This is a genomic window from Kitasatospora sp. NPDC127111 (assembly GCF_042677465.1).
Classification (GTDB): Bacteria; Actinomycetota; Actinomycetes; order Streptomycetales; family Streptomycetaceae; genus Kitasatospora.
This window is the reverse complement of record NZ_JBHXTG010000011.1, coordinates 17,653-36,504: the sequence shown is the minus strand read 5'-3', so window position 1 is coordinate 36,504 and position 18,852 is coordinate 17,653. Positions and strand designations below refer to the sequence as shown.

Genomic DNA, 18,852 nt, shown 5'->3' with positions numbered 1-18,852 from the left:
CGCGCGCCCGCCGATGGCTGGAGCCGGGTCTGCTCGTGGCAACCGCCGCAGCGCTGGTAGTCGGGGGGATCGCCTGGCTTGCCGGCAGCCAGAGCGTCGCCGACCTGTGCTGGGCCGTCGGCACCGTGCTGGCCATCGTTCCGGCGGTGGCCTGGGTGGTGGTCGCGCTGCGCAAGGGGCGGGCCGGCGTTGATCTGATCGCGGTCCTGGCCCTGGTCGGCACCCTGGCGGTTGGCGAGTTCCTGGCGGGCGCCCTGATCGCCCTGATGCTGGCCACCGGACGCGCGCTGGACGCCGCCGCCGAACGCCGGGCCTCGCACGACCTGCGCGCCCTCCTGGAACACGCGCCGCGCTCCGCCCGGCGCCGAAGGGGCCAAGAGGTGACCGTCGTCCCGCTGACCGAGGCCGCCGTCGGCGACGTGCTCGTCGTCGGGCCCGGCGACGTGGTCCCCGTGGACGGCCGGGTCAGCGACGGTATTGCCGTACTCGACGAGTCCGTCCTCACCGGCGAGTCCGAACAGGTGGAGCGCGGCATCGAGGACGCCGTGCGCAGCGGCGTCGTCAACGCCGGCGGCGTCTTCGAAATCACTGCGACCGCCACCGCCGAGGACAGCACCTACGCGGAGATCGTCCGCCTCGCCGAGCAGGCCGGCGCGCAGCGGGCCCCCACGGTGCGTCTCGCCGAGCGGTACGCGGCCTGGTTCCTGCCGCTGTCCCTTGCGCTCGCCGGTCTGGCCTGGTTGCTGAGCGGCTCCGCCACGCGTGCCGTGGCCGTCCTGGTGGTCGCGACCCCCTGCCCGCTGCTGCTGGCCGCACCGGTCGCCATCGTCTCGGGTCTGTCGCGCGCCGCACGGCGCGGTGTCATCGTCCGCGACGGCGTGGCACTGGAGAACCTGGGCCGGGCCCGCACCCTGGTGATCGACAAGACCGGCACCCTCACCGCCGGCCGCCCCCGCGTCCTCGAAGTCGCCGCCGCCCCCGGCCGGTCCCCGACCGAGGTGCTGCGTCTGGCGGCCTCACTCGACCAGATGTCCACCCACGTCCTCGCCCAGGCCATCGTCCACGAGGCGCGCACCCGCGAACTCGCCCTCTCGCTCCCACGGGACAGCACGGAGGAGCCCGGACGCGGACCAACCGGAACCGTCGACGGCCACCACCTCACCGTCGGAAAGACCGACCTCGCGCCGGCGGACCTCCCCGCCTGGGCGCGGGCCGTCGACAACCGCGCCATCCTCGACGGCGCCGCCATCGCCTGGCTCAGCGTCGACGGCGCCCTCGCCGGAGCCGTCCTGCTGCGCGACCCGCTGCGGCTCGACGCCCCGCACACCGTGCAACGGCTGCGCGAGGCCGGACTGACCCGGCTGGTCATGCTCACCGGCGACCGCCCCGAACCCGCCCGCGAGGTCGGGGCCGTCCTGGGCCTGGACGAAGTCCGCTCCGAGCAGTCACCCGCCGACAAGGTCGCCGCGGTCCGCGCCGAATCCGCCCGCACGGTCACCCTCATGGTCGGCGACGGCGTCAACGACGCCCCCGCGCTCGCCGCCGCCGACATCGGCGCTGCCATGGGCGCACGAGGCTCCAGCGCCTCCTCCGAAGCTGCCGACATCGTCCTCACCACCGACCGCGTGGACCGCCTCTCCGACGCCATGGAGATCGCCACCCGGGCACGCCGCATCGCCGTCCAGAGCGCTGCGGGAGGTATGGCCCTGTCGCTGCTCGCGATGGTCGCCGCCCTGTTCGGCCTGTTGCCTCCGGCCGTCGGCGCCCTCCTCCAGGAGGCCATCGACGTCGTCGTCATCCTCAACGCCCTGCGCGCCCTGCTGCCCGCCCGTGGCGTGCGGCCCCCGATCGAACCCGACACCGAGGACCTCCTCCACCGCTTCGCCGCCGAGCACGACGACCTGCGTGACACCCTCGACGTCATCCGCGAAGCGGCCGGGCTGCTCACCACCGAGCACGGTCCACGCGCCCTGGCCGCCGTCCGCGAGATCGACCGCCTCCTCACCGAGCGGCTGCTCCCGCACGAACACGCCGAGGAACACCAGCTCTACCCCGCCCTGACCCGACGTCTCGGCGGCCCCGAAGCCACCGAGACCATGAGCCGCGCCCACACCGAGATCGATCGCCTCGCCCGCCGTATCACCACCCACCTCCACCTTGCCGACGAGGAAGGCCACCTGCGCCCGGAGCAGATCGACGACCTCACCGCCTGCCTGTACGGACTCCACGCCGTCCTGCGCCTGCACTTCCAGCAGGAAGAAGAGAGCTACTTCTCTCTCATTCCCTGAAGGCCGTTCGCGCGGCAGGCCTGGCCGCTCGGTGACTCGTTACCGTTCGACGAGTTCGCTTACTCCTTGGCACGGACGACGGCACAGGACGATGGGCGTGGTGCAGTAGAGCCTGGCTCACGGAGCCGAGTAGCAGGCCGGTGAAGCCCGCCCGCCACCGTGGTGAGTGGCGCAGTGGATGGGCCAGGGCGCGGGGCCGTTCGGAACAGCGGGGCAAAGGAGGGCCCGGGACTTCGTCCTGCCCAGGTCTTCAGGGTGGACATGGTTCATCCGAGCGTCGTCGACAGGTGACAGCCGAGGCCGTCCGGAGCGATCTGGGTCGGTCGGCTCATACCCCGGAGACGTGCGCGAGCTGGCCGACCGCTGCGGTAATGGCCATGGCGAGCCCGCCGCCGATGACGACGCGTATCGCCGGGCGCAGGACGGTGGTGCCGGCGGCTCGGGCGGCGAGAAGTCCGGCCAGGGCAAGGCCGCAGAGGGTGACGGCAATGATGAGCCACAGGCGGGCGGTGGCGGATCCGGCGAGGAGACCGAGGAAGGGCACCGAGCCGCCGACCAGGAAGCTGCCGGCGGAGGCGAGCGCGGCTTGCAGAGGCCTGGCTGCGGTGTGCTCACTGTGGCCGAGTTCGTCGCGCAGGTGGGCTTGGAGAGGGTCGGCCTCGTGCAGGGCTTCGGCGACCTGGCGGGCGAGGTCGCCCGGCACGCCTCGGCTCTCATAGATGGCGGTGAGCTCGTCGAGTTCGGCTTCGGGGGCTTCGGCGAGCTCGCGGGACTCCTTGGCGCGGTCGGCTGTCTCGACGTCGACCTGGGAGCTGACGGAGACGTACTCGCCCGCGGCCATCGACATGGCACCGGCGGACAGGCCTGCCAGGCCGCCGGTGACCACCGTGGAGGTGTTCACGCCGCTGGCGGCCAGGCCCACCATCAGGCTGGCGATGGAGACCAGGCCGTCGTTGGCGCCGAGGACGGCGGCCCGCAGCCACCCGGCACGGCCGGCGGCGTGGCTCTCCTGGTGAGGGCTGAGCATGTGGAAGAAGGTCATCGGGTCGAGTGCTCCTGTCCGCTCTTCAAGATCAGTTTCGTGGGGAGCCGGTCGGCTGTCGCCTCGGGGTGGCCGTTCGGGATCGGAGCGGTCGGTCACTGCGAGTCGGCGCGTAGGGCGAGGCGCGGGCAGCCGCGGACGGCGCGCCGGGCGTGGCCCCGCAGGCCGGGCGGGACGGTCGCGGCGTGCTGGACGGGGTAGCCCCATTCGTCGAGGCTGACGAGTTCGGGGAGGAGTTCGGCGCACAGCCCGTGACCGGTGCACGCGATCCGGTCGATACTCAGGACCACCGAGTCGGTGCCGGTCACGTCCAGTACTCCGTTCGGGTCGGGGCCGGTACGGGCAGGCCGGTGGGCCGGCCGCAGGGGCCGTGGGTCAGGTGGTGGTCGACGTCGGCTTCGAAGGCGATGAGGGCGCTCGCTGCGAGGCGGGCGGTGCCGTCGGGGTGGCGACAGGCTCCGCGTCCGGGCAGGAGGCCGATCCGCCTGTGCAGGCGGTCGAGCAGCCCGAGGGTGGCGTGGCCGTCGGCGAGGGCGGTGAAGTCGTCCGCGACGGCAGGCAGGCCGAAGCGGCAGGGCCCGCACTGCCGGGCGCCGTTGGCGGCGAGGTAGGCGAGGATCCGTGCGGTCTCGGCGACTGGGCAGGCGTCGTGCGAGAGCGCGGCGATGATGCCGGCGCCGGGGGCGGCGTGCGGGGTGAGGCCCTCGCGGCTGAAGGGCAGGTCGAGGGCCTTCGGGGTGGTCAGCCAGGTGCCGGCGAAGCCCCCGAGCAGGACGGCCTGGAGCGGTTGGTCGGTGCCGCCGGCTTGCTGGAGGAGCGTGCTGACCGGGGTGCCGGGTTCGGTCTCGAGGACGCCTGGGTGGCGCACGTCTCCGGTGACGGTGATCAGCGTGGTGCCAGGGGAGGCGGCGGTGCCGGCCTGACGGAACCAGTGGGGTCCGTGGCGGGCGATCAGGGCGAGGTGGGCGAGGGTTTCGACGTTCTGAACCAGAGTGGGCCGTCCGCGGACGCCTTTCTCGTGGGTACGGGGCCGAGAGCCGGTCGGGCGGGCGGGGCCGCCGTTCAGCCAGTGGACCAGGGCGGTGGACTCGCTTGTCACGTAGCCGTGCGGCACCGCCTCCACCAGCCTCGGGACGGTGTCGAGCTGTGCGCTGCGGCGTTCGGCGACAGCGGCGGCGAGGGTATGCAGCTGGGCGGTGCGGGTGACTGGCACGCACAGGTGGATGCGGTCGGCGCCGACGGCTTCGGCGGCCAGGACCGCCCCGTCCAGGACGAGATGCGGAGTGATGGTGAGGAGGGTCTGGTCCTTGCGGCTGAGCGGTTCGCTCTCCATGCCGTTGGCGACGACCACGGCCCGGCGGCGGCCTTCGGCGACGGCACGGAGCTTGCGCGCGGTGGGGAATTCGGCTCCGCCACGGCCGGTCAGCCCGGCTGCCTCGGTGGCCTCGATCAACCTGGGCCCGAGCCGGGGAACAGGCCCGTGGCGCTGAAGGTGCTCGGCCAGGCCAACCGACGTGCCGATGGTGTGCGGGGTGTCCAGCAGCCGCGGGATGGTATCCCCATGGTCGAGTGATCGAAGCGGCGCGGGGATCACCGGGCACCTTCCAAGGCGGTGAGGGTGTGGATGGCCGCGCGCTGGGACCAGCCGGGCTGCAGGGGGCCGGTGGCCAGAAACGCGGTGGCCAGCACGGGTACGGCCGCGACGAGGAGGGCGGCGCCCAGCCTGGCGGCGCGGTGGCCGGGGCCGGCCCGGTGGAGTCGCCATCCCGTGGCAGCGGCCACCGTCGCCAGGCAGGTGGCGTAGAGCCATAGCTGGAGCGGCATGCGGGTGTCGGTGCCAGTGCCTGCGGCGTGGAACAGGCCGATCGGCCAGGCCGCGTACGCCAGCCAGTGCACGGCTTTCCACGTCCTTCGGCCGATGCGCAGGCGCAGGGCGCTGGTGATCGCGACTGCGAGCAGCAGGTCGAGGGCGACGGTGCCGAGCCCGAGCCACAGCGGCCGGTAGGCGGCGCCGAACGGCAGGACGGCGTCGGCCCAGGTGAGGTGGGCGTAGGGGTCGATGACGGTGGTGGCGATGTGGAGGGCGAGGAAGGCGAGGCTGAGGACGGCGAGGTTGCGGTGGAGCAGGCCGATCTCGAACCGGCCGACGCGGTGGGGTGCGGTTTTGCCGCCGACAGCGATGCCGAGGGCGACGGTCGTGGTGAGCAGGAGTAGCGCGATGGTGCCGCCGGCGCGGCTGGCGTACCAGAGCGGGCTGGCGGCGAGGGTGGTCGTGGTGGTCATCTCGGTCCTCCTGCCCGGTCATGGGGCCAGCCGCCGAGGCGGGTGACGGTGCCGTCGAGGCCGACCAGACGGGCGGGCAGCCCGGCACGCTCGAGCCAGGCTGTGGCGGCTTCGCCGAGCACGATCGCGGCGGTGGTGGCGGTGTTGGCGTCCACGCAGGTGTCGGCGGCGACGGTGGCGGTGCGCCAGTACGGCTCGGTGGAGCGGCCGGTGGTGGGGTCGACGATGTGGTGGACCGGTCGGCCGGCGCGGCGCCAGGTGCGCACCCCGGTGCCGGAGGTCGCCAGGGCGCCGGAGGCGACGGTGACGACCGGGCCGGGGCCGGTGGCGGCGTGGTCGTCGGCCACACCGACTGTCCAGCCGCCGTCGGGGGCGTGGCCGGCGGTGGCGAGGTCGCCGCCGAGGTTGACCAGGACTCCGCTGCCGGTGGTCTCGGCGGTGCGGTGGGCGGCGCGGTCGGCGGCCAGGGCTTTGGCGGTCGCGCCGAGGTCCAGGGCGGTGCCTGGTGGCAGCAGGAGTCGGCGGGTGTCCGGGTGCCAGTCGATGTTCTGCCAGCCGGTGGCGGGACGTGCCGTGGGCAGTGGTGCGGCGTCCTGGGGCCGGAGGGCGGTGAAGGTGCGGTCGTAGCCGAGGGCGATCACGGCCCGGCCCACAGTCGGGTCGACGGCCCCGCCGGTCAGTCCGGCGGCGCGCAGCGCGACCTCCAATGCCTCGGCGAACAGCTCGCTGACGCTCGTCACGGTGCCGGCGGTGGCGTTGATGCGGCTGAGTTCGGAGTCGGGGCGGAAGCGGCTGCAGGTGTGGTCGATGGCGGCGAGTTCGTCCATCAGGATCCGCTCGGCCTCCGTCAGCACCTGCTGGTCGGTGGTGAGCAGGGTGGCGGTGGTGCCGAGGGCGGGGAAGGAGGTGACCGCGCCGTGGACGTGGTGGCGGTTCATGACGCACCGGTCCGGGTCTGCGGCGCCTGCTGGGTGGGGGCCGGGGCCTGTGCGGGAGGGGTGAGGGGCGTGCAGGTGACCGTGGGCTGTGGCGTGGCGGTGCTGGGCGCAGGTGCCGCAGCCGGGACGGCGCGCTCCTCGTCGTCTTCGCCGTCTTCCTGTGCCCTGCCGCCGCGCGTCGGCGCGTCGGTCGTGGTGGCAGGGGCGGGCGCGGCGGGCTGCTGCGTGCAGGCGACGGCAGTGGGCGGCGTGCCCTGGGCCGGTGCGGGAGCGCCGGAGGTGCCGGGTGTGAGGTTGGCGTAGGTGAGGCCGAGGGCGGCGGACCCGGCGGCAGCGGCCGCGACCGTCCAGCGGGTGGCGGTGGAGACCCGTCGTATCCCGTGGTCGCGGCGCGTGGGCCCGTCCGGTTCGGGTGGGTTGGGGAGGTCGGCCATGGCGGGCGCTCCTCGTGGTCCGGCTCAAGTGCTTCCACTGACCACGATGCGCTTGGGCGTCTGTGGGACCTGCTCACGATCTGCCTGGAACCGGTAAAGATCACGGCGTTCGGCGGTCGTGCCACGTCGGCAGATCGAGGACGGCGGTGAGGCCGCCGCCAGGCGTGTCCTCGAGAGCGATGCTGCCGCCGTTGGCGGTGATGAGCCGGTGCACGATCGCGAGGCCGAGACCGCTGCCGCGGGCCTTGGGATTGCCGAAGCGGCGGAATGCCTGCTCCCGCGCCTCAAGGGTCATGCCGGGGCCGTCGTCCACGACCCTCAGCCGGACGGTGTCCGGGCCCAGGGCGCTGTCGAGGGTGACCGCGCCGCCGTCGGCGACGGCGTCCAGGGCGTTGGCCAGCAGGTTGTCCAGGACCTGTTCCAGGTGGTCCGGTCCCAGCGCGACCGGAGAGCTGTCCTGGCAGTGGCTGGTGAGGTGGATCCCGCGTTCCTGCGCGATCGGCTCCCAGGCCGCCACGCGGTCGATGGCGACCTCGTTCACGCGTACCGGAACGGGTCTCGGCACGGCCTGTTCGGCCCGTGCAACCGCGAGCAGCCCGTCGACCAGACGCGAGAGGCGAGCCACCTCTTCCTGGGCGGAGGCCAGCAGCTCCGGAGCCCCGTCCGGCGTGGCGGTGGCCAGCAGATCCAGGCGCAGCCGCAGGGCCGCCAGCGGAGTGCGCAGCTGGTGCGAGACATCGGCGACGACGGCCTGGTGGCCATGGATCAGTGCCTCCATGCGGGCGGCCATGGTGTTGAACGTGGTGGCGAGGCGGCGGATCTCCGGCGGGGCGCCGGACACCGTGGCGCGCTCGCCCAGGCGACCTTCGCCGAGGTGCTGCGCGGCGGTGTCCAGGGTGGTTAGCGGGCGTCCGACCCAGCGGGCGAGCCGGACCGACACCAGAGCGGCGGCCGCGACACCGCCCACGGCGACCAGACTGATCCAGGCCCAGGCGACGGTGATCCTGGTGTCCAGTGGAGCGGTGGACCGGGACAGGACGACGGCGCCGGCGGGTTGCCGGAACGTCCCGACGGGCTCTGCGGCCAGCAATCGCCCCTCGGTCTCGGGCGGCTCCGGTTCGTGCCCTGTCAGCGTCTCGTTGACCAGGTCCCCGGCCTCGCCGGACCGGGTGATCGGGCAGGGTGTGGAGGCCACCAGCCGGCCGCGCGCGTCGAACACGGCCGCGCAGTCGCCGGCCCTCGCAGCTTCGGCGAGGTCGGCGTTCATCGCGGTAGCGGGCTCGTGGTCGGACAGGTACTCCTCAGTAGAGGAGGCGATCACCCGGGCCGCGGCCTGGGCCTTGTCGCGGAAGGCGAGGTGTTCGCGCTCGGTGATGGACAGCCCGAGCGGCACCGCCGCCGCGGCGACCACGACGACGGTCAGCGCGAGCAGCGCCAGCACGATCCGGCGGGTCACGGCGTCCCCGCGACGTCGGCGAGTCGGAAGCCTCGTCCGTAGGCGGTTTCGATCAGCCCGGGGACGGCGAGCTTTCGGCGCAGCGCGGCGACGTGGACGTCCACCACCTTCGTCGGTCCGTACCAGTGTGCGTCCCAAGCGCTCTCCAGGATCTCCTGGCGGGTGACCACCCGGCCCGGGTCGGCGGCGAGACAGGCCAGGATGTCGAACTCCTTCGGGGTGAGGGCGACTTGCCGGCCGCTCACGGTCACCCGGCGGGTGCGGCGGTCGACCGTGAGCGGGCCGTGCCGCACCGGCTCCTGCTCCGAGGGGCGGGTGCGGCGCAGCACCGCGCGCAGCCGGGCCAGCAGTTCGGCCAGTCCGAAGGGCTTCACCAGGTAGTCGTCGGCGCCCTCGTCCAGGGCCAGGACCCGGTCGGCCTCCTCTCCGCGTGCAGTGACGGCGATGATCGCCGCGTCCGACCGCTGGTGGATCCGCCGGCACACCTCGACGCCGTCGATGTCCGGCAGGCCGAGGTCGAGAAGAAGGACGTCGGGCGCGGGCGCTGCCAGGGCGGCACGGCCGGTGTCGACGCTGTCCGCACGGTATCCGGCCTGCCGCAGCCCCCTCACCAGGGAGTCCGCGATCACCGGGTCGTCCTCCACCACGAGCACCGTCAGGGAATCGGGTTCCGCCACCGTACTCATCTCGCTCGTTCGTTGTCGGGTCGGCCCGCGGTCGGGTCACCGCTCACCGCCATGGTGCCTGGCGCGGGGCCGAGCCGCTTGGGCCGAACAGTCCCGCAGTAAGCCGTGGTGCGGCCTGGCCGGAGGGCACTCAGCGCCGCGGCTCGGGGGTGTGGGTGATGGCCGGGACGGGCGCGCGGTGGTGCCCGTCCGGTGACTGGAGGGCGTGCTGGGGTCTCTGGTCGGTCCAGTGGGATGCCAGGGCCGGTCCGGAGAGTGCCAGGACGGTACCGGTGGACAGCGAGAGCAGCAGCAGCAACCAGCGCCACCCGCGTCCCCGGACCACGCCTGCCGCGTGTCGGGCCGGCCGGCGGCCCGGCAGCTCCGCGCCGACCAGCCGGGGCAGTCGCCAGACGTGGGCCAGCACGTGCACACCCATGACCGCCGCCCAGCAGACGAAACTCGCCTTGTGCAGGAACAGCATCGGGAGCCCGCCGGCATCCCGTCCGCCCAGCGCCAGCGCGCAGCCGGTGGCCAGCACCGCGACGGTGAGGGCGACGAGCAGCGGGGCGACGAGCCGCAGCAGGGGCGCGGGCGGTCCCTGGCGGCGGTAGGCCGACGACCCCGTGTAGTAGCGCACGAAGCGGTACCCGGTGACGGCCACCTTGACAGCGACCGGCCCAATGAGCGCGAGTCCGATGACGAAGTGCCAGGTGAGCATGGAATCGAGGAAGAGGACCGTCACGCCCTGGGCGGCGAACAGCACCAGGAGGACCGCGCCGACCAGCGCGGCCAGTCGTCTGTTCCCCTCCGGGCCGGATTCCACCGCCGGTATGCCGCCTGCGGTATCCACCGTGCTGATTCCGGACACCGATCCGCCCTTCGAGCTGAACATCGTGCACATCCGGCCGTCGACGGGCCGCCCATGGGGAGGAGTGTGCCCGATCGCCTCCTAAGAACCGGTTCAGGTGCGCGTCCGACGGACGGGCGACGTCGGGGCGGGCCGCCGCGATGCCTCGGGCAGACGGCGGCGGTGTCGGCACCGAGCAGAACCTCGGTGAGCGCTCAGACGAAGGTGTCGTCGATCACGACGAGGGCGATGGCCGCGGGCCTTGCAGGAGCATGCCGACGGTGATCAGGTAGTTGCGCCGATTCGGTCGGACCACCAGCTGATGGGGACTCTCGGGGCGCCGGTGGCGCTCGTCGTCCAGGCGCCAACCCTGACAGGGCGTCTTGTCTACTCAGGCCCTGGCTGCCCCGACCGTGGGTCCGCAGATGAAGAGCCAGGTCTCCGGAGTTGGAGGTGAGGGCGGTCGCCAGTGTCCGTGCGCGGCAATGGCCGCGAGGGGCGGCGGTCGGGTTTGTACCAGCCGAGCTGCCGGCCCATGGAGCGAAGCAGCTCGGCTGACCCGGCCGGAGTCAGAACTTGTGGTCGTAATGCACCGTCACAGGGGCGTGGTCGGACCAGCGTTCGGCGTGGGAGGCCGGTCGCTCCACATAGGCCTCCGTGGCCCGGGTGGCGATGCCGGGCGTTGTACAATGCATGTCGATTCGCCAACCGGAGTCGTTGTCGAAGGCGCGGCCGCGGTAGGACCACCAGGTGTAGGGGCCGGTGCGGTCGGGGTGGAGGGCGCGGACGACGTCGACGTAGCCGGCCTCCTCGTAGACGCGGGTGAGCCAAGCGCGCTCCTCGGGGAGGAAGCCGGCGGACTTCTGGTTGGCCTTCCAGTTCTTGAGGTCCTCCGGGCGGTGGGCGATGTTCCAGTCGCCGCAGACCACGACCTCGCGGCCGTCGGCGGCGGCCCGGGCGCGCAGGGCGCCGAGGTGGACGAGGAACTCCGCCATGAAGCGCTCCTTCTCCTCCTGGCGTTCGGTGCCGACTTCGCCGGAGGGGAGGTAGAGGCTGGCCACGGTCAGCCCCGGAAGGTCGATTTCGACGTACCTGCCCGAATTGTCGAATTCCGCCGACTCGAATCCGACCACCGTGCGCTCGGGTTCCTGTCGGGACAGCACCGCGACGCCCGCCCGGCCCCTGACGGCCGAGGGTGCCCAGACGGCGTGCCAGCCCTCCAGGTCGCGCAGCTCCACGGGCAGCTGCCCGGGCTCGGAGCGGACCTCCTGCAGGCAGATCACGTCCGCCTCCGTGCCGGCCAGCCATTCGATGAAGCCCTTCTTGGCGGCTGCCCGGATCCCGTTCACGTTGACACTCGTCACCACAATCACCCGGGCAGCCTACCGAGCGCCGCCGCAGGTCAGGGCCGCGACGCGGCCGAGTGCGGGGGTGGGGCGGGGAGTGGGTCGGGTGGGTGTCCGGCACCGGGACGTCGAGGTGCCGAGGAGTCGAGTGTCGTGAACGCGGCATGAATCCGCGCGGCAGGCGCACCGAGCCCCGCCATTGGTCTTGACCATCTCCGGAGGCAGCCCCTAGGGTCACTTACTGCAAAGACCTTTAATAAAGAAGGACGGATAAAAGCCCGCTCTCCCACCTGCCGCAACAGCGGACAGCGGGCCCGCATCCGCCTCCTTTCGGCAGGGCGGACAAAACAGGGTGGAGGCCACGGTGGGGAAGACAGGGGAGCTCTCGGCAGTGCCGGAGCCGAAGTACTGGCACCTGCGCACGGTGCTGCTCCGGGCGATCGACTCGGAGTTCTCCACCGGCCAGGTCCTGCCCAACGAGCGCGAGCTCGCCGCCCGCTTCGGCGTGGCCCGGGCCACCCTGCGCCAGGCGCTCGACCAGCTGGAGCTGGAGGGCCGGCTGGTCCGCCGCCGTGGCATCGGCACCCTGATCGCCGCCCCGCGGGTCGGCGTCCCGGTCAACCGGCACGAGGAGGGCTGGCCCGGCACCAGCCGCAGCCAGGCCTGGCGCACGGTCGACTGCACCACCGCCCCCGCCTCCGACCGGCTCGCCAAGGCCCTGGGCATCGCCGAGGGCGCCACCGTGCACACCGTCCGCCGGGTCCGGCTGGTCCAGGGCCAGAACATGGCCACCGAGTCGCTGCACGTGCCCGCCTCCGCGCTGCCGCACCTGCCGGGCTTCCGCGCCGAGAGCGACCGCGCCCGTTCGGTGCTGCGCCAGCTGGAGCGCCTGGAGGTCGACGGCGAGTCCCGCTCGGTCGAGCTCGGTGTCGCCGAGGCCGAGGAGGCCGCCCTGCTGGAGCGTCCGCCCGGCTCGCCCGTACTAGTGATGACCACCCAGTACGCCTCCGCCGGCCGCCTGGTGGCCGTCGCCGTCTCCACCTACCGTGCCGACACGTGCAAGCTCACCTTCGGTGAGACCGGCCTGGTCGAGGTCACCCCCGTCGGCTCCGGCTCCGGCTCCGAGGTCCGCACCGCCTCCTGAACGCTCGTTCCGGAGCGATCCCCGAGACCCCCTTCCGAAACACCCTCAGGCCCAGGCCCGGACGCGCCCACAGACGTCCGGGCCTGAGTCGTTCACCGGGAGCGGGTTCAGGGGAGACGGGTCAGGGAGTGGGGAGCTGCTCCGCGGGGCACCGCTCAGCTCCGGACGCCGGTGCCCGTCGGCGGGTCGACGGCGAACAGCTGCTCCTCGACCTGGTCCAGCGCCACCCGCAGCGCGCCCATCGCGACGACCTCCGCGCCCAGCGCGGCCAGCGCCACCTCGGGGGCGCGCAGGGTGAACTGGGCGAGCCGCTCGCGCAGCGGCTCCAGGACGCCGTCCAGGCCGGCCGCCCAGCCGCCGATCACCACCAGCTGCGGGTCGATCGCCAGCACCAGCGCCGCGACGCCCTGCACCAGGCGGGTCAGGAAGCGGTCCATCGCCACCTTCGCCACCTCGTCGCCCTCGCGGGCCAGCTTCAGCACCCGGGCGACGGCGGCCTCGTCCAGCGGATTGAGCGGCTTGCCGGTGGTGGAGAGCAGGCGTTCGGGGGTGACCTCCTGGCCGAGCAGGTGCAGGGCGCCGATCTCGCCGGCCGCGCCGCCGAAGCCGCGGTGCAGCCGGCCGTTGATCAGCGAGCCCGCGCCGGGGCTGAGACCGGCCATCACGAACACCACGTCGTCCGCGCCGACCGCCGCGCCCTGCCAGTGCTCGGCGATGGCGGCCAGGTTGGCGTCGTTCTCGATCAGCACCGGGCAGCGGAACGACCGCCGCAGCCGGGCACCCAGCTCGAAGCCGGTCCAGCCGGGCATCGCGGTGCCCAGCCGCACGCTGCCGTCCCGGTCGACGATGCCGGGGGTGCCGACGCCGACCGCCCAGAGGTTGTCCCGCGAGACGCCGGCCTTGCGCAGGACGTCGGTGACCACCGGGCGCAGCGCGGCGATCCGGTCCTCGGCGTCCAGGCTCTCCTCGATCGGCCGGCACTGGCTGCCCACCACCTCGCCGGTGAGGTCGGCCAGGATGACCCGGACGTCGTGCACGCCGATCTCGATGCCGAGGACGTGCCCGGCCTCCGCCCGGAACCGGAACCACCGGGCCGGCCGGCCGCGGCGGCCGGTGCCGCCGGACTGGCCGCCGTTCTGCGGCTGCTCCACCTCGGCGACCAGGCCGGTCTCGACCAGGCCCTCGATCACGCCCTCCACCGTGGGCCGGGACAGTCCGGTGTCCCCGACCAGTTGAGTGAGGGTCACCGATTGGCCGGCCCGCAGCGCCCGAAGCGTGACCGCCGCGTTGATCCGCCGCAGCAGCGAGGAGTCTCCTCCGGTGAGCCGATCCGCCAAAACGCTGCCCTTCGCCGTTCGCGCGACAGCCCTGGCGCGCGGTGCCGAGTGCGCGGAGACCACCGGGTGCCGACCGCCGAGTGCCGGCCACCGAGTGTTCCGCGAGAGTCCGCCGCCCGGACCACGGGCACGACGACGCTGGGCCGCCTGCGCCGGGCCCGGAGGGCACGTGCCGGATGCTACCCGGGGCCGGGCCCGGCGGGCGAGCATCTTCGCAGCTCACCCAGGCTTCGGTATCGAAATGGTACGCACCGGGGGGCGTGCGTGATCCGGGATCCGGGCGCACGCCGTGGGCCGGTGCGGGGGCCGGTGCGGGGACGCCGTGAGTCCGGTCCGCGGCCGGTGCGGGGCCGACGCGGGATGGGTACGAGGCCGGCGCCGGACGCGGCGCGCGTCCGGCGGGGGGCGCGACGGGGTCGGGCGAGCGGCCGCGGAGCCTCTATGCTGCGGGCATGCTCAACCAGACGCGGGATGTCCACCCGGGTGCAACTGCACTGTCCGACCGGAGCTTTGTGCGGCGGGAGACCAGGCCGACGCCCGTCCCGTTCGTTCCCGAGGTCACCCTGCACATGGCCGAGGACGCCATCGCCCTGTGGGAGACCACGGAGGCGGCGCGCGGCGAGTCCGGGCTGGCGCCGCCGTTCTGGGCGTTCGCCTGGGCGGGCGGGGTCGGGGTGGCGCGGTACGTGCTGGACCACCCGGAGTTGGTCGAGGGCCGCTCGGTGCTCGACCTGGCGGCCGGGTCCGGGCTGGTGGGGATCGCGGCCGCGCTGCGCGGCGCCCGGTCGGTGCGGGCCGCGGAGATCGACGCCTACGCGGTGGCCGCGATCGGGGTGAACGCGGAGGCGAACGGCGTGCGGATCGACGCGGCCGTGGCGGACCTGTTGGACGGCGACGGCGGGCCGGCCGAGGTGGTGCTCGCCGGCGACGTCTTCTACGAGCGGGCGATGGCCGCCCGGTTCCTGCCCTTCCTGGAGCGGGCGCGGGCCCGCGGCGCGGTGGTGATCGTCGGCGACCCCGGCCGGGCCTACCTGCCGCGTGAACGCTTCACCGCGCTGGCGGCGTACGACGTCCCGGTGGTCGCGGACCTGGAGGACGCCGCGCTGAAGACCACCACGGTCTGGCGGCTCGACCCGGCACCGGCACCGGTACCGGCAGGGGCACGCGCAGAGACACAGGCAGAGGCATAGAGGCACCACCGGCACCGGCGGCCGCGCGGGGCTGACGGCACGAACGGCGTCCCTCGGCGTGCGCCGGCGCACGGGTCGCGATCTGATGTCGGCGGAACCACCGGCTGGAACCACCGACCCGAAAGGTGATCTCGACATGGCCGTAGTGCTGACTCTTCGCTGGCCCGGCGTCACTCCGGAGCAGTACGACGCGGTTGGCGCCCTGGTCCGGTGGGAGCAGGACGTGCCGACCGGAGCCCTTCTGCACGTCGCCTCGTTCGAGGGCGGCGCGCTGCACGTCACCGACGTGTGGGAGACCGAAGCCGACTTCCGCCGCTTCTTCGCCGACCGGCTCGCTCCCGCGGTCAAGCAGGTGGGCATCGAAGGCGAACCGCAGAGCGGCTTCCGGCCGCTCCACCGCCGCTTCATCGCCCCGGGCGTGAGCGGCGCCGCGAGCTGAGCGGCCCCGCAAGCTGAGCCGCGCCGCGAGCTGAGCCGCGCCGCGAGCTGAGCCGCGCCGCGAGCTGAGCCGCGCCGCGAGCTGAGCCGCGCCGCGAGCTGAGCCGCGCCGCGCGCTGAGCCGCGCCGCGAGCTGACCGGCACCGCTGACCGGCTCCGCGCGCTGACCGGCCGGGGCATCCGGACAGGGCCGGCGGAAGCGTTCGCCGAAGGCCCACGGTGAAGGGCTGCGGCGCGCCCGCACTCCGGAAGTCCCGGCGCGCGGAACGGCCGCCCTGGTAGACACGCCGTCATGACCGAGGACATCGCGCTGCGGACCGCCACCCCCGACGAGATCCCCGCCGTGCTGGCCCTGTGGGCCCGCGCGGCGAAGGGGACCAGCATCACCGACGACGCCGACGGCGTCGCGGCGCTTCTCGCCCGCGACCCGGACTGTCTGATCGTCGCCACACCCGCCGCGGACACCGCCACCATCGTCGGCACCGTGATCGCCGGTTGGGACGGCTGGCGCTGTCACCTGTACCGCCTCGCCGTCGACCCCGGCCACCGCCGCCGGGGCATCGGTGCCGCCCTGCTGGCGGCCGCCGAGGCCCGCTTCACGGCGCTCGGCGGCCGCCGTGCCGACGCGATGGTGCTGGACGACAACGGCCTCGGCCGGCGCACCTGGCAGGCGGCCGGCTACGGTCCCCAGCCGCAGTGGTCCCGCTGGGTCAAGCCCTTGAACCCCTGACTCCCTGACCGGCTGAACCCCCCCGACCCCCCCGACCCCCCCCCGACCCCCCCGACCCCTGACCACGCGGACGGCCGACCGCGGGACCGGGCTCAGGCGTTGCCGAGGGCGTAGGTGCGGAAGGTGGCGAGCAACGGCAGGACGTCGGTCTTGCTCGGCTCCTCGGTGACGGCCCGCATGGCTTCGATGACCGTGCGGGCGATGACCTTGATGACCGTGAGGTCGTCGCCGGGCGCCGTCGCGCCCCAGGTCCGGAGGGTGTGGGCGAGCAGGGCGGCCATCCGGGCGCCGATGTTGGAGCTGACGGCGTCGGTGAGCTCCTCCAACTCCTCGTCCGTCATGCTGGAACGGAGGCCGAAGGCGAGTGCCATCAGGGTGTCGATGGCGTGCTCGCCGTACGCCGCGACCAGCGCCGGGAGGGGCTGCTCGCCGGGGCAGCCGGCGGACAGCGCGGTGAGCGCCTCGTCGTCGTCCTTCCACGCCGCCTCGAGTGCGGCGAGCGCCCGGAGGGACTCGTCTACCGTCAGGCCATCTGTCATGCCGAGAACGGTATTGAGCCCTCCCGGGTCACCGCCGGAGCGGACGGGGAATCTCACTCCATCGAGCGAAACGGGCCCCGTTCCGCCTCCGCGGTCCAGGAGTTACGCCGGCGAGTTTCCCGCCGCGAACCGTTCCGCGTCCCACTGCCCGTGCAGGGGCGGGGCGAGGGCTGCGCGGGCCAGGGCGGCGAAGTCCCCGGCGCCGGCGGCGCGTTCGGGCAGGGCGCCGAGCAGGGGTGCGCCGGCCGCGCGCGGCAGGTCGGCGAGGTTGCAGCGGTCGGCCAGGCCGGGGGAGTCCGGCCAGGCGCCGATGACCACGCCGAACAGCGGCAGGCCGCGCGCGGCCAGCGCCTCCGCGGTGAGCGCGGTGATGTTGAGCGTGCCGAGGCCGGCCGTCGCGACCAGCAGCAGCTGGGCGGGCAGGCCGAGTTCACGGACGGCGAGCGCCTGGTCGGCGAGCGTGCGGCCGTCCTCGTCGTAGCGGACCAGCAGGCCGCCGGCGCCCTCGACCAGCACCAGGTCGTGGCCGCCGGCGAGTTCGGCGACGGCCTCGGCGGTGCGGGCCGGTGTGAGGCAGGGCAGGCCGGACCGGCGGGCGGCCGTGTCGGGGGCCAACGGCTCGGGGTAGCGGGCGAGTTCGCGCAGCGTGAGCGGCGCGCCGACCAGCCGGGCCACCTCCTCGGCGTCCCCCGGCTCGCCGGGGGCGACGCCGGTCTGCCCGGGCTTGAGCACCGCGACCCGCAGGCCGGCCCGGACGGCGGCCGAGGCGACGGCGGCCGTGGTCACCGTCTTGCCGACCTCGGTGCCGGTGCCGGTGACGAAGAGGACCTGAGGGGCGATCATCCGGCCACCGCCGCCGCGGTCACCGCGGCCGCGATCCGCGCCACGTCCTCGTCTCCCGTCACGAACGGCGGCATGGTGTAGATCAGGTCCCGGAACGGGCGCAGCCAGACGCCCTCCCGGGCGGCCGCGGCGGTGGCGGCGGCCACGTCCACCGGGTGGTCCAACTGGACGACGCCGATGGCACCTTGGACCCGGGCGTCGTGCACGCCCGGCAGTGCGGCCGCGTCGGCCAGGCCGTCCCGCAGCCCGGACTCGATCCGCTTCACCTCGACCTGCCAGTCCTGGCCGAGCAGCAGGTCGATCGAGGCGTTGGCGACCGCGGCGGCGAGCGGGTTGCCCATGAACGTCGGCCCGTGGGCGAGGACGGGCATCTCGCCGCGGCTGATGCCGTCCGCGATCTCGCCGGTGCACAGCGCGGCGGCCATCGTCAGGTAACCGCCGGTCATCGACTTGCCGAGACACATCACGTCCGGCGAGACGCCGGCGTGGTCGGCCGCGAACAGCGCGCCGCTGCGGCCGAAGCCGGTGGCGATCTCGTCGAAGACGAGCAGGACGCCGTGCCGGTCGCAGAGTTCGCGCAGCATCCGCAGGTAGGCGGGGGAGTGGAACTGCATCCCGCCCGCGCCCTGGACCACCGGTTCGACGATGACGGCGGCCAGCTCGCCCGCGTGACGCTCCATCAACTCGTCGAAGCGCGCGGCGTATTCGGCGTCCAGCGGGGCGTCGAAGCCGGCCGGCGGCTGCGGCGCGAACAGCTGGCCCGGCAGCACCCCGCCCCACAGGTGGTGCATGCCGCCCTGCGGGTCGCAGACCGACATCGGGTGGAAGGTGTCGCCGTGGTAGCCGCCGCGCCAGGTCAGCAGCCGCCGCTTCTCCGGCCGGCCGGTGGACTGCCAGTACTGCAGGCACATCTTCATCGCGACCTCGACGGCCACCGAGCCGGAGTCGGCCAGGAAGACGTGCTGCAGCGGCTCCGGCGTGATCTCCACCAGTCGCGCGGCCAGCCGGACGGCGGGCTCGTGGGTGAGCCCGCCGAACATGACGTGGCTCATCCGGTCCAGCTGCTCGCGCACCGCCTCGTCCAGCACCGGGTGCCCGTAGCCGTGGATGGCCGCCCACCAGGACGACATCCCGTCGACCAGCTCGTCCCTGCCCTCGGCGGGCCGGGCGAGCCGGAGCCGCACCCCGGACGCGGACTCGACGACGTACGGGGTGGCGGTGCCGGGCATCGGGCCGTAGGGGTGCCAGACGTGCGCCCGGTCGAGCGCGAGCAGGGTGTCGGTGGGCAGCGGGCCACCGGGGAGCTGGGCCATGATGATCGTGAATCCT

General features: G+C 73.9%; 19 protein-coding genes. 5 read left to right on the top strand and 14 right to left on the bottom strand.

All coding sequences use genetic code 11. From position 1 onward, the window contains the following. The first annotated feature begins 29 nt into the window (after positions 1-29). Complete coding sequence (locus ACFVHB_RS09815; protein WP_380318244.1) at positions 30-2,288, top strand: heavy metal translocating P-type ATPase; 2,259 nt, start codon at positions 30-32, stop codon at positions 2,286-2,288. A 328-nt stretch (positions 2,289-2,616) separates the two neighbouring features. On the opposite strand, the gene ACFVHB_RS09810 is transcribed toward ACFVHB_RS09815, so the two are convergent. The 10 genes from ACFVHB_RS09810 to ACFVHB_RS09765 all read right to left on the bottom strand — a co-directional run bounded on the left by ACFVHB_RS09810 (position 2,617) and on the right by ACFVHB_RS09765 (position 11,329). Beyond that, complete coding sequence (locus ACFVHB_RS09810) at positions 2,617-3,330, bottom strand: VIT1/CCC1 transporter family protein (protein WP_380317879.1); 714 nt, start codon at positions 3,328-3,330, stop codon at positions 2,617-2,619. A 95-nt stretch (positions 3,331-3,425) separates the two neighbouring features. Next, positions 3,426-3,638, bottom strand: coding sequence for a ferredoxin (locus ACFVHB_RS09805; RefSeq protein ID WP_380317876.1), 213 nt, complete (start codon positions 3,636-3,638; stop codon positions 3,426-3,428). After that, positions 3,635-4,924: an NADH-ubiquinone oxidoreductase-F iron-sulfur binding region domain-containing protein gene (locus tag ACFVHB_RS09800; protein WP_380317873.1), complete on the bottom strand. Its 1,290-nt coding sequence runs from the start codon at positions 4,922-4,924 to the stop codon at positions 3,635-3,637. The genes ACFVHB_RS09805 and ACFVHB_RS09800 overlap by 4 nt, the downstream gene beginning before the upstream one ends. Beyond that, the gene (locus tag ACFVHB_RS09795) at positions 4,921-5,613 is read right to left on the bottom strand and encodes a ferric reductase-like transmembrane domain-containing protein (RefSeq protein WP_380317870.1); all 693 of its coding nucleotides are present in this window, start codon (positions 5,611-5,613) and stop codon (positions 4,921-4,923) included. Before ACFVHB_RS09795 ends, ACFVHB_RS09800 begins: the two co-directional genes overlap by 4 nt. Beyond that, positions 5,610-6,551, bottom strand: coding sequence for an FAD:protein FMN transferase (locus ACFVHB_RS09790; protein WP_380317868.1), 942 nt, complete (start codon positions 6,549-6,551; stop codon positions 5,610-5,612). The genes ACFVHB_RS09795 and ACFVHB_RS09790 overlap by 4 nt, the downstream gene beginning before the upstream one ends. Next, positions 6,548-6,985, bottom strand: coding sequence for a hypothetical protein (locus ACFVHB_RS09785; protein WP_380317865.1), 438 nt, complete (start codon positions 6,983-6,985; stop codon positions 6,548-6,550). Before ACFVHB_RS09785 ends, ACFVHB_RS09790 begins: the two co-directional genes overlap by 4 nt. 100 nt (positions 6,986-7,085) lie before the next feature. After that, the gene (locus ACFVHB_RS09780) at positions 7,086-8,441 is read right to left on the bottom strand and encodes a sensor histidine kinase (RefSeq protein ID WP_380317862.1); all 1,356 of its coding nucleotides are present in this window, start codon (positions 8,439-8,441) and stop codon (positions 7,086-7,088) included. Beyond that, positions 8,438-9,127, bottom strand: coding sequence for a response regulator transcription factor (locus ACFVHB_RS09775; protein WP_380317859.1), 690 nt, complete (start codon positions 9,125-9,127; stop codon positions 8,438-8,440). The genes ACFVHB_RS09780 and ACFVHB_RS09775 overlap by 4 nt, the downstream gene beginning before the upstream one ends. Positions 9,128-9,257: 130 nt before the next feature. Next, entirely contained in the window at positions 9,258-9,932 is a 675-nt protein-coding gene (locus ACFVHB_RS09770; RefSeq protein WP_380317856.1) for a hypothetical protein, read from the bottom strand. A 593-nt stretch (positions 9,933-10,525) separates the two neighbouring features. After that, positions 10,526-11,329, bottom strand: a complete 804-nt coding sequence (locus ACFVHB_RS09765) for an exodeoxyribonuclease III (protein ID WP_380317853.1) — start codon at positions 11,327-11,329, stop codon at positions 10,526-10,528. A gap of 337 nt (positions 11,330-11,666) precedes the next feature. Here ACFVHB_RS09765 and ACFVHB_RS09760 point away from each other — a divergent pair, with 337 nt between their 5' ends. Beyond that, positions 11,667-12,446: a GntR family transcriptional regulator gene (locus tag ACFVHB_RS09760; protein ID WP_380317850.1), complete on the top strand. Its 780-nt coding sequence runs from the start codon at positions 11,667-11,669 to the stop codon at positions 12,444-12,446. Positions 12,447-12,601: 155 nt separating this feature from the next. On the opposite strand, the gene ACFVHB_RS09755 is transcribed toward ACFVHB_RS09760, so the two are convergent. After that, positions 12,602-13,783, bottom strand: coding sequence for an ROK family protein (locus tag ACFVHB_RS09755; protein WP_380317847.1), 1,182 nt, complete (start codon positions 13,781-13,783; stop codon positions 12,602-12,604). 452 nt (positions 13,784-14,235) lie between these two features. On the opposite strand from ACFVHB_RS09755, the gene ACFVHB_RS09750 reads away from it, so the two are divergent. The 3 genes from ACFVHB_RS09750 to ACFVHB_RS09740 all read left to right on the top strand — a co-directional run bounded on the left by ACFVHB_RS09750 (position 14,236) and on the right by ACFVHB_RS09740 (position 16,141). Beyond that, complete coding sequence (locus tag ACFVHB_RS09750; RefSeq protein WP_380317844.1) at positions 14,236-14,973, top strand: class I SAM-dependent methyltransferase; 738 nt, start codon at positions 14,236-14,238, stop codon at positions 14,971-14,973. A gap of 136 nt (positions 14,974-15,109) precedes the next feature. After that, positions 15,110-15,412 (top strand): hypothetical protein, encoded by a 303-nt coding sequence (locus ACFVHB_RS09745; RefSeq protein ID WP_380317841.1) that lies wholly within the window; start codon positions 15,110-15,112, stop codon positions 15,410-15,412. A gap of 291 nt (positions 15,413-15,703) precedes the next feature. Continuing rightward, positions 15,704-16,141 carry a GNAT family N-acetyltransferase gene (locus tag ACFVHB_RS09740; RefSeq protein WP_380317838.1) on the top strand — a complete coding sequence of 146 codons (438 nt, stop codon included), beginning with the start codon at positions 15,704-15,706 and terminating at the stop codon, positions 16,139-16,141. A 92-nt stretch (positions 16,142-16,233) separates the two neighbouring features. Here the strand turns inward: ACFVHB_RS09740 and ACFVHB_RS09735 are convergent, their stop codons facing one another. The 3 genes from ACFVHB_RS09735 to ACFVHB_RS09725 all read right to left on the bottom strand — a co-directional run bounded on the left by ACFVHB_RS09735 (position 16,234) and on the right by ACFVHB_RS09725 (position 18,836). After that, complete coding sequence (locus tag ACFVHB_RS09735; protein ID WP_380317835.1) at positions 16,234-16,680, bottom strand: hypothetical protein; 447 nt, start codon at positions 16,678-16,680, stop codon at positions 16,234-16,236. A gap of 102 nt (positions 16,681-16,782) precedes the next feature. Then, complete coding sequence (bioD, locus tag ACFVHB_RS09730) at positions 16,783-17,523, bottom strand: dethiobiotin synthase (protein ID WP_380317832.1); 741 nt, start codon at positions 17,521-17,523, stop codon at positions 16,783-16,785. Continuing rightward, positions 17,520-18,836, bottom strand: a complete 1,317-nt coding sequence (locus tag ACFVHB_RS09725) for an adenosylmethionine--8-amino-7-oxononanoate transaminase (RefSeq protein ID WP_380317829.1) — start codon at positions 18,834-18,836, stop codon at positions 17,520-17,522. Before ACFVHB_RS09725 ends, bioD begins: the two co-directional genes overlap by 4 nt. Positions 18,837-18,852: the final 16 nt, after the last annotated feature.